This is a genomic window from Chlamydia pneumoniae TW-183 (genome assembly GCF_000007205.1).
Taxonomy (GTDB): Bacteria; Chlamydiota; Chlamydiia; order Chlamydiales; family Chlamydiaceae; genus Chlamydia; species Chlamydia pneumoniae.
On record NC_005043.1, the window covers coordinates 859709 to 875828 of the forward strand.

Consider the following 16120-nt stretch of genomic DNA (forward strand, 5'->3'; position numbering starts at 1 on the left):
CGTCCTAAGAGCTTAATGTAAATTGTAGTTTAAAAGATCGTTGATCTTCTAGAGACTCTGAAACATGTTGTAGCTTGGGGTGACTCGATATTTTTTTTAAGAATTGAGGGATGTCTTCAGGTTGTCCTTGTCCCTTGACTTCAACTAAGGCACTGTAGGGGAGAGAGGGGTTATCTTTTGAGGGATAACTTGTCATGGTATAGGAGAAATACGAGAACTTTATTGAGGGGCTGCTTTTCCCAAGGGCAAGAAGAAATTTTAATGTTTGCTCACTTGTGGGAATTGTAGGCAAGAGTGGGTAGTTGGAAGCCGAGTTCTTCTTTCCGATTGCCTTTACTGTTTTTTCTGCGGCCCTTAAAGATCTTGGGAGCACGCCCTCTTCAGGACAAGCGAAAGCAAAATGGTTCGAAGCTGAGGAAGAAAGAGATTTAAGTTTTAACACGGATCCCAGACTTACGACTACCGTAGCCATGAGGGCATACTTCCCTATCAACAGAGAGGAGCGTAGCAGCCAATGTTTTTGGGCTGCTGGGGAAACTGAGGTAGCGTCATAGGGAAAAGTTAGAGGTCGTCTTGAGGCCCCATGGTGGGCAGCAGCAATAGTATCTCCATAAATTTCCCAATCCTCGTCTTCCACTCCATAAGTCATAGATTGACAGACCACAAGCGGGAGAGACAGTTTTTGTTCTAAAATTTTTTGTAGATTCGGGGATATCTGTGCGACGTGAATAGCAGGAAGCACAGTTTGTGGGAATGTTTCTTGTATATACTGCAACGTTGCATGGATGTCGTCGCAGCTTTTTTTCGTTGAGTGGTTGCTAAAAGAACGAGCTACAGCAATGGCATGATTTTTTACAAAAATGCAGGTAACTTCTTCAGAACCGCCATAGATAAGAAGATATGCGGGCAGGCTCTTTAAAGGGCTCTGTTCTGCTAGAAAAAAAATATCGGCAGCACGACAAGAGAGTTTATCAGGGAAAATCTGAGCCTGGGACAGAAAAGAAAGTTCTTTTTTGAGTGTATTTTTTTGAGCAATCCATAGGGTCAGAGGAGTTTCTCCTCTATCCGTCGGTTTGCCTAGTTGTGGCTGTACAATCAGAGATTCCCAGGGTAGGGCAAGACTTGCTTCTAGATTTGTGAGAGCTACTTTTAAAATATTTTTTCTATTTTTAAGGGATGAGGAAGAACTTTTGACTAAGATGTCAGAGCCCTGCAGAGAGAAAGTCGTTGGTGCTGCAAAGTATTTTTTTGGGAGAGACCAGGTCTTTCCTTCGGGAATTTGTTCACAGTGACAGACGATCCATCCTTTACATGTTTTCTGTAAAATTGCTATTTTAATAGTATTGTTTTCAGCTTTGGTTAGTCCAATATGATAAACAGGCAGCTTGAAATTCATAGCTCAAGAATTCTTAAAATATAAAGGCAGCTATTTTAATGGATAGAGGGCTCTTTTTCAAGAAAAACACATATTAATTATAATTAAGAGAGTAAAATATAATGCTATCTTATTTGTTAAGAACGGCTATTAATGTTTATAGCTTTCTAATTTTAGCCTATATCTTTGCTTCTTGGGTCCCTGATTGCCAGTCTGCGCGCTGGTACCAGTTGGTTTCCAAGTGTGTTGACCCTTTTTTGAATTTCTTTCGTCGCTTTGTTCCTAGAATTGGATTTATAGATCCCAGTCCTTTTGTTGGTCTGCTTTGCCTTGGAATCCTTCCTTTTGTTATATTAAGAGTCCTACGTTTTATTATTCTTAATATTTTTCATTCTCCATGGCTGCTCCAATATTTATAAAAAATATTTTACTTCGTTCCTCTATAGTCTATGCTCCTCTAGCGGGATTTTCAGATTATCCCTACCGTTGCATGTCCGCATTGTATCAACCAGGGTTGATGTTTTGTGAAATGGTGAAAGTAGAAGGGATACTCTACGCTCCTGAGCGTACTTCGAAGCTTCTAGATTATAATGAGAACATGCGTCCCATAGGAGCGCAGTTGTGCGGTAGTAATCCAGAAACTAGTGGGGAGGCCGCTAAAATTTTAGAAGGCCTTGGTTTCGACCTTATAGACCTAAATTGTGGATGTCCTACAGATAAAATCACCAAAGATGGCAGTGGGTCAGGTCTTTTGAAGACGCCAGAGCTTATTGGGAGGATTTTAGATAAAATCATCAATAGCGTTTCCATTCCTGTAACAGTAAAAATTCGCTCGGGTTGGGATATGGAACATATCAACGTAGAGGATACGGTACGTATTATACGTGATGCTGGAGCTAGCGCAGTTTTTGTTCACGGGAGAACTCGTGCTCAGGGATACCACGGTCCTAGCAAGCAAGAGTATATTTCTAGAGCCAAGGCTGCTGCAGGAAAAGAATTCCCAGTTTTTGGTAACGGAGATATTTTTTCTCCAGAAGCTGCGCAAGCAATGCTAACTACAGGATGTGATGGTGTTCTGGTAGCTCGAGGAACCTTGGGAGCCCCTTGGATTGGAAAACAAATCCAAGACTATCTCACTACAGGAAGCTATGAGAAAATTCCCTTTATCAAAAGGAAAGCTGCGTTTCTGGAGCATATGCGCCTAGTAGAAGACTATTATCAAAGCGAAACGAAGTTCCTTTCAGAAACACGTAAATTATGTGGCCACTACCTAATTTCCGCGGCTAAGGTGCGTTTTCTTCGTTCGTCTCTAGCAAAAGCGACATCCTACCAAGAAGTCTACCAGCTTGTGAATGATTACGAAGAAGCCGACGACTCGTCATTAGAGACCTTTGTTAAATGCTGACTTAGGTGTTTCGAAAGTTGGAACATATCGATAGGATTCGGACCAATGATCGTAGCTAAATTGTTATCAGGAACTAAAAGTTTTTTATTTTCTGGTGCCTGTAATTGATGTTCCTTGATGTAATCCCAGATTTTTTTGGTTGCTTCTCCCCGAGATACGGGTTCGTTTCCGATCATTTTTGCTAGATCTGGAGAGGGAAGGAATAAAGGACCTGTTTTCTTTTCTGAAGATTTTTTAACCGAGCTTTTTGCTTTTCCCTTTTTAGAAGGTGTTTTGGCTGCTTTTGTTGTTTTTGCTGAAGATTTTTTCTTGGTCGGAGTTTTTTTCTTATAGGGAATTTTTTCTGTTCCTGAGTACTTTGTGATTACAGCATCTATAGAATTTCCAATCACACTACATTCAGGATACTCTGAACAGGAATAGAAAATCTTGTTGTAACGGGAGCGTTTTTTGAAAATTTTCCCATTACAGCCTATTGCAGGGCAGGGGATAGGCTCTTCCTGTTCGATTTCCTCTCCCTTTTTATGGATTGATATAGTGCCACGGCATTCAGGATACTTCTCACACCCTAAAAATGTTCCATAGCGGCCGTGACGTACTTTCATAACGCCTCCACAAAGAGGACAAGGACTGTCCCAGGGGGTGTCTTCAGCATAGTCTTCTTTGTTGAAAGCGAGCTCTTCTTCAGAAGTGCGGTAATCGCATTCAGGATATTCTGAGCAGCCATAGAAATAACTGTTTTTAGACCAGATTTTTACTAGTTTTCCTTTATGGCACTTAGAACATTCTATATTTGTGAGAATTCTAGGAATGACAGCTTCTTTTTCTGCTGTAATCACTACAGGAAGGAATGTAGTCCAGAATTCTTGAAGTAAGAGTTTCCAAGGTTTTTTATTATCTGCAATGAGTTCAAGCTCGTCTTCCATGAGAGCTGTGAACCCGATATCCATAATTCTTGGAAAGTTTGTTTCTAAGAACTGTGAGATAATCTTTCCTAATTCTGTAGGACGTAACCGTTGATTTTCTTTAGTCGTATATTCACGACTTTGAATTTTGTTCATTATCGTGGCATACGTTGAAGGACGGCCGATCCCAGATTTTTCTAACTCTTTGACTAGAGAAGCTTCTGTGAATCTAGGAAGGGGTTTTGTAAATGCCTGTTCTTGGGATACTTCCTCTTTGATTAAGGCATCTTGGGCATGTAGGGGGGGGAGAGGATGGTCTTCTTCTTGATCATTTTCATCATCTTGCTTCTCTTCATAGACAGCGAGAAACCCTTTAAATTTTAGTAAGGATCCTGAAGCTCGGAGGTCTATTTCTGTATCCGTAGTAATTTGAACAGCTAAAGTATCATAAATTGCAGGGGTAATCTGTGAGGCTACGAAGCGTTTCCAGATTAAGTTGTATACTTTAAATTGATCATCAGAAAGCTTATTCTTTAATTTGTCAGGAGTCAGATTAATATCAGTGGGACGTATGGCTTCGTGAGCATCTTGCGTCATCTTTTTTGTAGTATATACGTTTGCTTTCTCAGGGAGATATTCTTTACCGAAAGTCTGTTGGATGTACTCTCTAACTGTAGTTAATGCTTCGGGATCTACACGTACGGAATCCGTACGCATGTAGGTAATCAAACCTGTAGAATCTTCACTATCTAAATCGACGCCCTCATAGAGGGTTTGCGCTATAGACATGGTTCTAGAAGCAGAAAAACGAAAATGCCGGCTTGCTTCCTGCTGGAGAGTGGATGTAATGAAAGGAGGAGGAGCAAAACGTCGTTTTGCCTTAGCTTCTACACGAGTGATTGTATACGAGGATTTCTCTAACAGCTCGGCATAGTGACGGGCTTTCTCTTCAGAGTTAATAAGAAGGACATCATTTTCGGTTTTCCCTTCAGGGATTTCTTTCTCCCACTTTTTTCCTTGCACAGCGTATAAATGCGCCCAAAACGTTTTTGTCGTTTTGGGATCTTGCATTAAAACGCGTAAATTCCAGTATTCAACAGGAACAAAAGCATCAATAGCCTTTTCTCGATCTACGACAAGCTTCAAAGCTACAGATTGCACACGCCCTGCAGATATCCCTGAGCGTTGTTGTAACTTTCGACTTAGGATAGGAGAAATTTTATATCCCACAATGCGGTCAAGAAGTCTCCGCGCTTGTTGTGCGTTGACTAAAGCCATATCGATGGTTCGAGGGTGTTTTAAGGCCTCTGTAACCGCATTTTTGGTAATGGCATTAAACGATACCCTCTGGATCAGAGGAGAGTCAGGAAGCTGATTCGCGATGTGCCAGGCAATTGCCTCTCCTTCTCTATCAGGGTCAGGGGAAAGATAGACTTTTTCACACTTCGCGGCTAGCTTGCGGATGTGATTGATGACCTCTTGTTTATCGGGAAGCACTTGGTATTGTGGTTCGAAATCATGATCCACATCAATGCCAAATTCCTTAGCAGGGAGATCTACAATATGTCCTATAGATGAGGCAAAAACAAATTCACTCCCTAATAATTTTTGTAGCGTTTTAATTTTTGCAGGTGATTCTACTATAATTAAGGACTTTTTCATTAATCTAATTGCGTGAGGACCCTGGATACTTTACCGAGAGAAAACGCGACTCCCTTTTATTAATTTAATTTTCTAATTCCTAAAACTTTGTTTTCATGCAAATATATGTTATTTATTTCAAGGTTTCGCTGAAATAATAACACGCATGCCAATAGCAAAGCTCATTAACAGTTACAATAAGTCACTCTAGCAGCTTTTCATGAGTCGGTGCTCTTAGTTTCTCGATCATGGAAAAATAATCAACTGGATCGTCCAACCTATACTGTTGCGTTTTCATACGCTAAATAACAGGAACGCTGGTCTATATGAAGGCTAGCATAGAGAATTCTTGATATGTCCCTATGGTTATTGAGTAAGAAGCAAATTCTTTTCAAGGGAATAATATGATAGAAACTATTTAGGTTTCATCTTGAACCTGCAACTGTCATTCTTTTCTGATTAGTAAAAAGTTTTAAAATAACACAACATTAAAAGAGACGAGATTTCTTATTGCCAAGATGCTAAAACCTTTTCAATTTTTCTTGTTAACGATTGTAATTTCTTTTAACAATGAGAAAAAAGGTTTGAAAAAGAGCCGAGCATAGATAGAAACCTAGGACACGAAACGTGGAAAAACTTGAGTTTGTCACCAGCCTTTCTTCTCCTGATGATGATTTGATTACTTTCAATAAACAGGGATTGATTGCAGGCCCAGAAGAAGAAAAGGTAGCGTTTCTTGTACGTAGCAATGCTATGCTAGATGCAGGACCCGAAACCCCCGCGTCGTTTCCTGAATCTTTAAGGGAACAATTCGATATTTTCCCTGAGTATGTTGAAGTGCTCTACTCTAATGAAGGATTAGATGTCTGGGAAGCAGGATGTACGTGGATTCTAAATAATGAAGTGACCATCCAACTGCGTAAACATCACCGGAAAGCTTCGCGATGGCTAGGAATGTATTCCAGAGATGAGGTACTCGCTCACGAAGCCGTGCATGCTGTGAGAATGAAATTTCATGAGCCTGTCTTTGAAGAGGTGTTAGCTTATCAAACTTCTCGTTGGGGTTGGAGAAGGTTTTTCGGTCCTCTATTTCGCTCTCCAGGAGAGAGCTACTTGCTATTATTCTTCACCATTTTAGGTTTAGGAATCTCCTTATGGTATCCTGCCGGTATACTGATTATGCTGGTTTTACCTATGTATTTTTTGATGCGATTGTGCATGGCGCAGAGCTATTTGTATCGGGCCATGAAAAAGATTCGTAAAATGCTCGGAGTACCTCCCTTATGGGTGCTGCTAAGGCTGACGGATAAGGAAATAAAAATGTTTGCTAAAGAGCCTATTCCTGTTTTGGAACACTATGCTAGAAAACGAAAGCTTGAAAATGTCCGTTGGAAGCAAATTTATCAATCCTACTTTGTTTAACTTTAACTAGAACTGCCTATCTCTAAAATGACTGTTTGATGATCTTATGTAAAACAGCTTTTTTCTTTTATTAGCAGGCAGGATCTTTAGTTGTGCACGGTATTTTGCTACTGTACGTCGGGCACAAGGAATCCCTTTTGCAGTGATTCTGTCACTGATCACACTATCAGATAGAGGAGTTTGTTCCGTTGCGATCCATTGGCGGATCCATTGTAGAACATTCTCTTTAGAATGCGAGGAATCTTGATGGATTCCTCGGGGGAAGAGGTGCTTTAGAGGGAAAATCCCTATAGGAGCTGCAACCGCTTTGTTTTCAATGGCACGGAAGATTGTTGACTCATGAAAAGAGAGATCTTCAGCCAAATCTTTAATGCCTAAAGGATAGGGGGCTGGAATTTTTCCTAATAAAAAGTCTTCTTGTTTGGGGAGAAGTGTCTCCATCACTTGAAGGAGCGTTTGTTCTCGTTTTCTGAGATTTTTGATTAGCCACTTTGCTGATAAAATTTGTTGAGAGAGGTTTTTCTGCTCTTCTTTAGGAAGGTGTTCATAGAAGTGAAACGTTTCTTTATTCAGCTTTATAGATGGCAAGCCTCGAGTACTCACTTCAATTTTCCAAGATCCTGAGGAATAAAAAAGATAAATATCGGGAAGAGGAGTTGATACCATGGGCTTCACAGTGCAAGCTGCTGCAGGACACCAAGGTATAGATCCTAATGCTTTTTTTAAAATATTTCGAAGTTCGGATAAAGAGAGACTGAACTTTTTCATAATAGGCGCAAACTCACAGTTAGTCATCAAGGGATAGCAATCACGGACGATGCTATAGGCTTGTTGGTGGGAGGAGTTGCGGAGGAGCTTCATCCAATAGCTTTGTAGCGAAGGAGAGGCAATGCCTTCAGGACTTAGGTTTTGTATAGTGTCCCAAACTTTATGAATTTTTTCTAAGGGAAGCTCAAGTTCTTGAGCAAAATCCTCAGGATTTCTTAGAAAGAGTCCTTCATCCGAGAGATTCCCGGCAATTTGATGGGCAATGAATCGTTCTTCTGCAGTAGAAAAAGCCTCCTCGATTTGAGGAAGGAGACGAGTATATAAAGACTCTTGAGGTCCAGGAGTCTGATTCAAATAGGAAAACGTAGAGTTTGTAGGTCGATAACAAGGAGACCATTCTTCCTCTTCTAGTGAAGAGAGATCAAAAAAAGGATTATCAATGATCTCTTGAACTACATACGATGATAACTCAGTAAGTGGCGATTGCAGCATCTGCAGGCCTTGTTGCATCCTTAGTGAGGGTAGATACTTTAGAGACAACTTCTGCTTTTGCTGAAACATGTCTAACGCACTTGAATCATATAATCTTTTGGAATTTCCTTTAAAAATCTACTGGGCTTCATCATCCGTACGGTTCCCCAGAGGCTGCGAACTTGTGCGGTAGTAAGATAGAGGAGATCTTGAGCTCGAGTAATTCCTACGTAGCATAACCGTCGTTCTTCTTCAATATTTTCATAAGTGCCGCCCAGAGAGTTCGCATGTGGAAGCAATTGTTCTTCTAGACCTACAAGAAATGATACACGGAACTCCAACCCTTTTCCATTATGAAGGGTCATCAAATTCACGCGATCCGCAGTTAAATTTAGATCATCATCAGAGCCTTTTAAGGCAAGATCATCAAGGAAAAGTTCCAAATGTGTCTTTGGATTTTGTTGTTCGGATTCCAAAGCTTTATGATAGAGTTCCTCTAAATTGCTTTTCCGATCTTTGAAGGTATCCGCATCTTCTTTTAAGATCTCAAGGTAACCCGTGATCCTAACTACAGACTCTATAAAATCTCTAAGGGAAAGAGTATTGTAGGCATGTTCAATTTGAGGGAAAAGTGCAAGATACTCTTGAAGGCCTTCTTGTTGTTTTTTAGATAATTTGACGTCTTTAGTATCCAAGGCTTGTTGGCATGCTTTGAGGATAGGGAGACCTTGAGCAATTGCATATTGCGTGAGTGCAAATATCGTTGTTGAACCGATCCCTCGTTTGGGTAGATTTACAGTTCTATCAAAAGCAACGATGTCGCTTTTGGAAATAAAGATACGGAGAAAGGCTAGGATATCTTGGATTTCCTTACGCTTGTAGAAGGAGAGACCCCCGATAATTTCATAGGGAATGCGCCTGCGAAGTAGAGCGTCTTCAAATGTCCGAGATTGGGAGTTCGTTCTATAGAAAATACAGATGTCACGTAGTTTTATATTCCCGACTCTATGTAATTGAAGAATTTCTGCAGCGACAAAGTCTGCTTCTTCGCGATCTGTGCTTCCTAGGAAAAGACGAATCTTTTCTCCAGGTCCTTTGACGCTACGCAATTCTTTTTCTAACCTTGATGCGTTATTTTTAATCAGAGCATTAGCGGCATTTAGAATATTGCCATAACTGCGGTAGTTTTCTTCGAGGCATAAGACTTTAGCATTAGGGTAATCGTTTTCAAAATTTAAGATATTGTGAATATTTGCTCCTCGCCAGGAGTAGATAGACTGATCAGGATCCCCAACAGCAAAGACATTGCGATGTTGCTTTGAGAGGAGCTGCATTAAAGTATATTGTGCATGGTTGGTATCTTGATACTCATCGATGAGCAATGCTTTCCATAATTGGTTATATAATTCCTGTGCTTCGGGACTTTCTCTAAGAAGTCTTACGGTTAAAAAGAGAAGATCATCGAAATCCAGAGCATTCGCTTCGATAAGTTTCTTTTGGTATTCTTGGTATATCGAGACTACAGGATCGATATAGTCATTGGGATCCAAATCTTCGGGAAAGAGTAAACGGTTCTTTGCTTGTGAGACGTGAGCTTGTATTTTGCTCGCAAGATTAGGTTTGAGGTTGTGTTGTTGCAAGGCATGCTTGATGAGCTTTTCCGCGTCACTTTGATCATAAATAGTAAAATTATTTTCACGATTTAGCAGATTTATAGAACGTCGGAGAATAAAAACTCCTAAACTATGAAATGTACACACCATCGGAACATCAAATTCATTAGTGGAAGCACACTGATTGACAATACGTTCTTTAAGTTCTCGCGCTGCTTTATTCGTAAAAGTTACAGCCAGAATTTCTCGAGGCGCGATGCCTTGGTTAATTAGGTGTAAGATTCTATAGGTAACCACACGAGTTTTACCTGCTCCTGCTCCTGCTAGAACGAGTACAGGATTGAGAGGAGCTGTTACAGCTTTGCGTTGTGCTTCGTTAAGTTCTGAGATACATGTCATAATAAGTCCTAATTTTTAGCTTTACACCTCGAGACTGACAATCTCTGTCGAGCTAAAATAAAAAGCGAGTATACTTTCATCACAATTATAGAAAGGTGATTTATGCAGAATGCTACTATAGATCAGCTCCCTGTGTCTTGGCAAGAACAGCTTCCTTTATGTTGGCGTGAGCAACTTAAGGAAGAGTGGTCCAAACCCTACATGCAGCAACTTCTTATTTTTTTAAAACAGGAGTATAAAGAGCATACTGTTTACCCTGAGGAGAATTGCGTATTTTCTGCTTTGAGAAGCACGCCCTTTGATCAGGTGCGTGTTGTTATCTTGGGTCAAGATCCTTATCCAGGAAAGGGGCAAGCTCATGGATTGAGCTTTAGTGTTCCCGAAGGTCAGCGTTTGCCCCCTTCTTTAATTAATATTTTCCGAGAGTTAAAAACAGATTTGGGGATTGAAAATCATAAGGGGTGTTTGCAGTCTTGGGCAAACCAAGGGATCTTATTATTGAACACAGTATTGACGGTGCGTGCGGGAGAACCCTTCTCTCATGCTGGTAAAGGTTGGGAGCTGTTTACAGATGCCATTGTGACGAAACTGATTCAAGAGAGAACCCATATCATCTTTGTTTTATGGGGAGCTGCTGCAAGAAAAAAATGCGAGCTTTTATTTAATTCAAAACATCAACATGCGGTTCTATCCTCTCCTCACCCCTCTCCGTTAGCTGCTCACCGTGGTTTTTTTGGTTGTTCACACTTTTCAAAAATTAACTATCTCCTTAATAAGCTGAATAAACCAATGATTAATTGGAAGCTCCCATGAATGAAGGTATCCACTCTGTCTGTTTTCAAAAAACACCTCGGCTTACTGCGAAGTCCGTAGTGAGTATGGAGATGCTCTTAACTACTCAACAGCTTCCTTCCGCAGAAGGGATGCCCTCGGTTGCTAATTTGGAAGCGGATTTTTTACGAGCAGAAGCTCTGTTAGCAGAAATGCGAGAAATTCGTGGTTGCTTGGAGCAATCTTTGCGAACACTAGTCCCTAGTGAGTAGGTGTTTTTCAAATAAGCTTTGCAGGTGAGGGGCGAGTTTTTGCAATGCCTTTGCTCTGTGAGAAACTTGATTTTTCACATCTTCACTAAGCTCGGCAAATGTTTGTTTGTAATCATATTTTACAAAGATAGGGTCGTAGCCGAACCCTGAAGAACCTTTTTCTTGATGGCTGATGTAGCCCTCGCATATCCCATACGTTTTAAAAATCTCCTGATTAGGGGAGACTAAAACTACACAACACTCGAAGTACGCAGAACGGTCTACGAGGCTTTCCAAAGACGACATAAGATCAAGCAGCTTTTTTCGATGATCTTTATCATACGCACCTACACCAGCAAAGTTCGCAGATAAAGGACCCGGAAGACCATTTAAAGCGGGGACGCGTAACATCGTATCATCCGCAATGACCCAGCAACCCAAATGATTGGCAGCGTGAATCCCTTTAGTAAGGGCGTTCGCCGTTATAGAATCTTCCTGTTCTTGGGGAAGTTTATAGTCAGGAAAATCAGAAAGAGAAAAAATATCGAAATCACCTAAACGCTTTAAAAAAGTCTTGGTTTCTCGTATTTTATAACCATGAGAACTAGCAATCACAATTTTCATGAATCTTTCTTAATCTTTTGAAATTATAAAGTTTTAACAAGATAGAGTCAGCAAGCGTAATGCGCAATTATTAGCCGATGAAAATCTTTGTAGTTAAAGTACAACATACATTGTATCTACGCAATCGCTAGTAAGGTAGACATTCTAGTTTATTTTTGTTCTGAAGAACTTTTATGATTGCCTGTTGATGTTTTTTCAATTTTTGAGTTTCACAATGAAGAAAATTTTTTACTCTTTTGTATTGTTAAGTTGTATTTTCCCTTACGTAGGGTGTGCTCAAGTTTTTGTAGGCTTAGATCGTATTTTTTCTGAAGGGGAGTATACACGTTGCATTCAAGGCAAGAAAATCGCTCTAATTTCTCATAGCGCAGCTATCAATAGTCGTGGGCAGGATGCCCTCTCTGTATTCTATTCTCGTAAGCATGATTGTACCGTGGAAATCCTCTGTACGTTGGAACACGGCTATTATGGAGCCACACCTACAGAAACGGTGGGGAATCAGCCATCCAGATATCCAAATTTACGTTCTGTATCCTTGTATGGAGTGAAAGAGGTTCCCAAAGAGGTTGCCGAACATTGTGATGTATTTGTTTATGATGTTCAGGATATCGGAGTGCGTTCTTATAGCTTTGTTACCGTGCTGATGCAAATAGTAAAGGCTTCTGAACGGTACGGAAAACAGCTCATTGTTTTAGATCGGCCGAATCCTATGGGAGGAAGGATTGTTGATGGACCTCTTCCTAATCCCACAACTTCAGGTTCCCTAGCGATTCCTTATTGTTATGGCATGACACCTGGGGAATTAGCGTTGTTTTTTAAAAAGACATACGCTCCTAACGCTAATGTTGTCGTGATCCCTATGAAAGGGTGGAATCGCTCGATGACCTTTGATGAAACAGGATTGATTTGGATGCCCACAAGTCCTCAAATGCCAGATCCACAATCACCGTTTTTCTATGCTGCCACAGGGATTTTAGGTGCCTTGTCTGTAGCAAGTATCGGTGTAGGTTATACCTTACCTTTCAAAGTGCTCGGAGCTCCTTGGATGGACGGGGAAAAAGTTGCCGACGAGCTGAATCGCATGAAGCTTCCCGGTGTTCTGTTTCTTCCTTTTTTCTATGAGCCTTTTTTCGGAAAATACAAAATGGAGATGTGCTCCGGGGTTCTTCTTGTTCTTCAAGATCCTAAGATTTTCTATCCAGTAGAAACACAATGTACAATTTGGGGTGTATTAAAAGCATTATATCCTAAACAGGTTGAGCAAACGTTAAAATCCATAGAGCGCATTCCTGCACGTCGATCTTCCATATGCAATTTATTTGGGGGGGATGAATTTCTCAGCATATCGCACAAAGAGCGCTATATTGTATGGCCATTGCGTAGGTTATGTAAAGAGTCTCGAGAGAGCTTTCATCAACTGCGTAGTTCATGTTTACTCTCAGAGTATGCAGAATCCTAACAAGAACACTTAAGATCCTCTACGGTTTGACAGGAATATTTCTTGTTTCTAAGATGACCTTTTCATGGCAGAAGCCTTTCCTGCATTAAGAATAGACATCAGAGGATCGAGTGGTTTGGGTATTTAAAAGTCAATTTGAGGGACTTTCAGCATTAAAACGAGGAGTGCATGCTCTTACTAAAGCTGTAACCCCAGCATTTGGACCTCGAGGGTATAACGTAGTCATCAAAAAAGGAAAAGCTCCTATTGTCTTAACGAAAAACGGAATTCGGATTGCTAAAGAAATCATACTTCAAGACGCATTCGAATCTCTTGGAGTAAAGCTTGCAAAGGAAGCCTTGCTAAAAGTTGTAGAACAAACTGGAGATGGCTCAACAACAGCCCTTGTTGTTATCGATGCTCTTTTTACTCAGGGTCTAAAAGGCATTGCTGCAGGTCTAGATCCTCAGGAGATCAAAGCAGGCATTCTCTTGTCAGTGGAGATGGTCTACCAGCAATTACAAAGGCAAGCTATAGAGTTACAGTCTCCAAAAGACGTTTTGCATGTCGCTATGGTTGCGGCAAACCATGATGTTACTTTAGGTACCGTGGTAGCAACTGTCATATCCCAAGCCGATCTTAAAGGCGTCTTCTCTAGCAAAGACTCTGGAATTTCCAAAACACGTGGTTTAGGAAAAAGAGTAAAAAGTGGATACCTTTCTCCCTATTTTGTTACGCGTCCAGAGACAATGGATGTTGTGTGGGAAGAAGCTTTAGTGCTCATCCTATCCCATAGCCTAGTGTCTTTAAGTGAAGAACTGATTCGGTATTTAGAACTCATCTCTGAACAGAACACCCACCCCTTAGTGATCATAGCAGAAGATTTTGATCAGAATGTTTTAAGAACTCTGATTTTGAATAAGCTTAGAAACGGTCTTCCTGTTTGTGCTGTGAAGGCTCCAGGATCTAGAGAACTGCGACAAGTCGTTTTGGAAGATCTTGCTATTTTAACGGGAGCTACCCTTATAGGACAAGAATCAGAAAACTGTGAAATACCAGTTTCCTTAGATGTTTTGGGGCGTGTGAAACAGGTCATGATTACTAAAGAAACGTTTACCTTCCTTGAGGGAGGGGGAGATGCTGAGATCATACAAGCTAGGAAACAGGAGCTCTGTTTAGCGATAGCTAGGAGTACCTCAGAGAGTGAGTGTCAGGAATTAGAAGAACGGTTAGCGATCTTTATAGGAAGTATCCCGCAAGTGCAAATTACTGCCGATACGGATACAGAACAAAGGGAACGACAGTTCCAGTTAGAATCTGCCTTACGTGCTACAAAAGCTGCCATGAAAGGTGGGATAGTTCCTGGTGGGGGAGTGGCTTTCTTACGAGCAGCACACGCTATCGAGGTGCCTGCAAACCTATCTTCGGGTATGACTTTTGGTTTTGAGACTCTCCTACAAGCGGTACGAACTCCCTTGAAGGTTTTAGCTCAGAACTGTGGTAGATCTTCAGAAGAAGTCATTCATACCATTCTCTCTCACGAGAACCCTAGATTTGGCTATAATGGCATGACAGATACATTCGAGGATCTTGTAGATGCAGGGATCTGCGATCCCCTCATTGTAACAACCTCTTCATTAAAATGCGCAGTTTCGGTATCATGCCTCTTGCTAACGAGTTCTTTTTTTATCAGCTCAAGGACGAAAACATAATCAGTTGAGTTCTTAATAAGGCTGCCTAAAACATGCGTTGTTGATTGAGGACTCTCTTCTAAAACATCCTTGATTTGGGATGGTATAACGGAAATTTCTAAGAAATAAAAATTTTTAGTAAGATTAGTTCATTAAAAATTTCCACAGCATTTTCTTATAGACAGAGAAAATGTTGATCATTTGATCTTTCTGGGATACACTATGTTGAGCGAAAATAGGCACCAGTAGCTCAGTCGGATAGAGTACCTGGCTACGAACCAGGTGGTCAGAGGTTCGAGTCCTCTCTGGTGCGGAACAATAAAAGAGTTGAAGAAGAGGTTTTTATGACACTCTCCCTAGTTGGAAAGGAAGCCCCTGATTTTGTTGCGCAAGCTGTTGTTAATGGCGAAACGTGTACCGTATCTTTAAAAGATTATTTAGGAAAGTATGTTGTGCTTTTCTTCTATCCTAAAGATTTTACTTACGTGTGTCCTACGGAATTGCACGCATTTCAAGATGCTTTAGGAGAATTCCACACCCGAGGAGCTGAAGTCATAGGCTGTTCCGTGGATGACATTGCCACCCATCAACAGTGGTTAGCTACTAAGAAAAAGCAAGGTGGTATCGAAGGTATTACCTATCCTCTTCTCTCAGACGAAGATAAAGTCATTTCAAGAAGTTATCATGTGTTAAAACCCGAAGAAGAATTATCTTTCAGAGGAGTTTTCCTGATTGATAAAGGTGGAATCATCCGTCATCTTGTAGTGAATGATCTTCCTCTAGGCCGTTCTATAGAAGAAGAACTTAGAACCCTAGATGCTTTAATCTTCTTTGAAACTAATGGCTTAGTCTGTCCTGCAAATTGGCATGAAGGAGAGCGAGCGATGGCTCCAAATGAAGAAGGACTGCAAAATTATTTCGGGACTATAGACTAGAAAGGCTGATTGAAAGTCAGCAAGTCATAAAGATCGTGATCAAAGAACAATAAAAGGCTATTGTGTTTTTGGCATAAAGACCGAGAAGCTTCAATGATGTGTTGATTTCCAACACCAGGAAGTCCGATAGCAATGATGTTTTTTAACGTCGTTTGTGTATTTAAGAAATGCAAACCAAAAAAGTAACTATCTACACAGTAGCCTTCTTCTCGAACTCTGAAGTACACTACATTATAATCACTTAATAATGTTTTAATAGCTAAAGTGATGCCTGGACTGCTGACATCTCCAAGATAATTATGTAGATCTACAAGACTACGACAGAAGTACGCAGTATCGTAACTTCCTTTTTCTGCTTCTCCAAATAAAGCAACTGTAAATTTCATTTGAAATATGAGATCGAATCTTTAT

Annotated in this window: 14 protein-coding genes and 1 tRNA gene; 9 read left to right on the forward strand and 6 right to left on the reverse strand. The window is 40.6% G+C overall.

Annotated features, from left to right (window positions below):
- Positions 1-4: 4 nt before the first annotated feature.
- Positions 5-1396 carry a hypothetical protein gene (locus tag CPB_RS03955; protein ID WP_011126221.1) on the reverse strand — a complete coding sequence of 464 codons (1392 nt, stop codon included), beginning with the start codon at positions 1394-1396 and terminating at the stop codon, positions 5-7.
- A 101-nt stretch (positions 1397-1497) separates the two neighbouring features.
- Here CPB_RS03955 and CPB_RS03960 point away from each other — a divergent pair, with 101 nt between their 5' ends.
- Both CPB_RS03960 and dusB read left to right on the forward strand, forming a co-directional pair.
- On the forward strand, positions 1498-1794 hold the full coding sequence (locus tag CPB_RS03960; RefSeq protein WP_010883404.1) for a YggT family protein: 297 nt from the start codon (positions 1498-1500) through the stop codon (positions 1792-1794).
- Complete coding sequence (gene dusB, locus CPB_RS03965; RefSeq protein WP_010883405.1) at positions 1773-2780, forward strand: tRNA dihydrouridine synthase DusB; 1008 nt, start codon at positions 1773-1775, stop codon at positions 2778-2780. The genes CPB_RS03960 and dusB overlap by 22 nt, the downstream gene beginning before the upstream one ends.
- Here dusB and topA read toward each other — a convergent pair.
- Positions 2732-5347 carry a type I DNA topoisomerase gene (topA, locus tag CPB_RS03970; protein WP_010883406.1) on the reverse strand — a complete coding sequence of 872 codons (2616 nt, stop codon included), beginning with the start codon at positions 5345-5347 and terminating at the stop codon, positions 2732-2734. The genes dusB and topA overlap by 49 nt on opposite strands.
- Before the next feature lie 606 nt (positions 5348-5953).
- On the opposite strand from topA, the gene CPB_RS03975 reads away from it, so the two are divergent.
- The gene (locus CPB_RS03975; protein WP_010883407.1) at positions 5954-6748 is read left to right on the forward strand and encodes a hypothetical protein; all 795 of its coding nucleotides are present in this window, start codon (positions 5954-5956) and stop codon (positions 6746-6748) included.
- Positions 6749-6754: 6 nt separating this feature from the next.
- Here CPB_RS03975 and rpoN read toward each other — a convergent pair whose 3' ends face one another.
- Positions 6755-8077 (reverse strand): RNA polymerase factor sigma-54, encoded by a 1323-nt coding sequence (gene rpoN, locus CPB_RS03980; protein WP_010883408.1) that lies wholly within the window; start codon positions 8075-8077, stop codon positions 6755-6757.
- 2 nt (positions 8078-8079) lie between these two features.
- Positions 8080-9999: an ATP-dependent helicase gene (locus tag CPB_RS03985; RefSeq protein WP_011126222.1), complete on the reverse strand. Its 1920-nt coding sequence runs from the start codon at positions 9997-9999 to the stop codon at positions 8080-8082.
- Between the two features lie 102 nt (positions 10000-10101).
- Here CPB_RS03985 and ung point away from each other — a divergent pair, with 102 nt between their 5' ends.
- Both ung and CPB_RS03995 read left to right on the forward strand, forming a co-directional pair.
- Positions 10102-10812, forward strand: coding sequence for a uracil-DNA glycosylase (gene ung, locus CPB_RS03990; RefSeq protein ID WP_010883410.1), 711 nt, complete (start codon positions 10102-10104; stop codon positions 10810-10812).
- Entirely contained in the window at positions 10809-11042 is a 234-nt protein-coding gene (locus CPB_RS03995) for a hypothetical protein (protein ID WP_010883411.1), read from the forward strand. Before ung ends, CPB_RS03995 begins: the two co-directional genes overlap by 4 nt.
- Here the strand turns inward: CPB_RS03995 and rdgB are convergent.
- Positions 11025-11645, reverse strand: coding sequence for an RdgB/HAM1 family non-canonical purine NTP pyrophosphatase (rdgB, locus tag CPB_RS04000; RefSeq protein WP_010892269.1), 621 nt, complete (start codon positions 11643-11645; stop codon positions 11025-11027). The genes CPB_RS03995 and rdgB overlap by 18 nt on opposite strands.
- A gap of 214 nt (positions 11646-11859) precedes the next feature.
- Here rdgB and CPB_RS04005 point away from each other — a divergent pair, with 214 nt between their 5' ends.
- The 4 genes from CPB_RS04005 to CPB_RS04020 all read left to right on the forward strand — a co-directional run bounded on the left by CPB_RS04005 (position 11860) and on the right by CPB_RS04020 (position 15709).
- Complete coding sequence (locus CPB_RS04005; RefSeq protein WP_010883413.1) at positions 11860-13104, forward strand: DUF1343 domain-containing protein; 1245 nt, start codon at positions 11860-11862, stop codon at positions 13102-13104.
- Between the two features lie 110 nt (positions 13105-13214).
- Positions 13215-14795 (forward strand): molecular chaperone GroEL, encoded by a 1581-nt coding sequence (locus CPB_RS04010; protein WP_010883414.1) that lies wholly within the window; start codon positions 13215-13217, stop codon positions 14793-14795.
- Between the two features lie 218 nt (positions 14796-15013).
- Positions 15014-15087: transfer RNA gene (locus CPB_RS04015), tRNA-Arg, on the forward strand.
- 31 nt (positions 15088-15118) lie between these two features.
- Positions 15119-15709: a peroxiredoxin gene (locus CPB_RS04020; protein ID WP_010883415.1), complete on the forward strand. Its 591-nt coding sequence runs from the start codon at positions 15119-15121 to the stop codon at positions 15707-15709.
- Here the strand turns inward: CPB_RS04020 and CPB_RS04025 are convergent.
- Positions 15706-16095 (reverse strand): hypothetical protein, encoded by a 390-nt coding sequence (locus CPB_RS04025; RefSeq protein WP_010883416.1) that lies wholly within the window; start codon positions 16093-16095, stop codon positions 15706-15708. The two genes, CPB_RS04020 and CPB_RS04025, sit on opposite strands and share 4 nt — an antisense overlap.
- Positions 16096-16120: the final 25 nt, after the last annotated feature.

Coding starts and splice junctions, on each gene's coding strand:
- CPB_RS04020 (WP_010883415.1), top strand. CDS start 15,119: ATGACACTCTCCCTAGTTGGAAAGGAAGCCCCTGATTTTGTTGCGCAA.
- CPB_RS03985 (WP_011126222.1), bottom strand. CDS start 9,999: ATGACATGTATCTCAGAACTTAACGAAGCACAACGCAAAGCTGTAACA.
- dusB (WP_010883405.1), top strand. CDS start 1,773: ATGGCTGCTCCAATATTTATAAAAAATATTTTACTTCGTTCCTCTATA.
- CPB_RS03955 (WP_011126221.1), bottom strand. CDS start 1,396: ATGAATTTCAAGCTGCCTGTTTATCATATTGGACTAACCAAAGCTGAA.
- topA (WP_010883406.1), bottom strand. CDS start 5,347: ATGAAAAAGTCCTTAATTATAGTAGAATCACCTGCAAAAATTAAAACG.
- CPB_RS03960 (WP_010883404.1), top strand. CDS start 1,498: ATGCTATCTTATTTGTTAAGAACGGCTATTAATGTTTATAGCTTTCTA.
- rdgB (WP_010892269.1), bottom strand. CDS start 11,645: ATGAAAATTGTGATTGCTAGTTCTCATGGTTATAAAATACGAGAAACC.
- CPB_RS03995 (WP_010883411.1), top strand. CDS start 10,809: ATGAATGAAGGTATCCACTCTGTCTGTTTTCAAAAAACACCTCGGCTT.
- CPB_RS04025 (WP_010883416.1), bottom strand. CDS start 16,095: ATGAAATTTACAGTTGCTTTATTTGGAGAAGCAGAAAAAGGAAGTTAC.
- CPB_RS04005 (WP_010883413.1), top strand. CDS start 11,860: ATGAAGAAAATTTTTTACTCTTTTGTATTGTTAAGTTGTATTTTCCCT.
- rpoN (WP_010883408.1), bottom strand. CDS start 8,077: ATGTTTCAGCAAAAGCAGAAGTTGTCTCTAAAGTATCTACCCTCACTA.
- ung (WP_010883410.1), top strand. CDS start 10,102: ATGCAGAATGCTACTATAGATCAGCTCCCTGTGTCTTGGCAAGAACAG.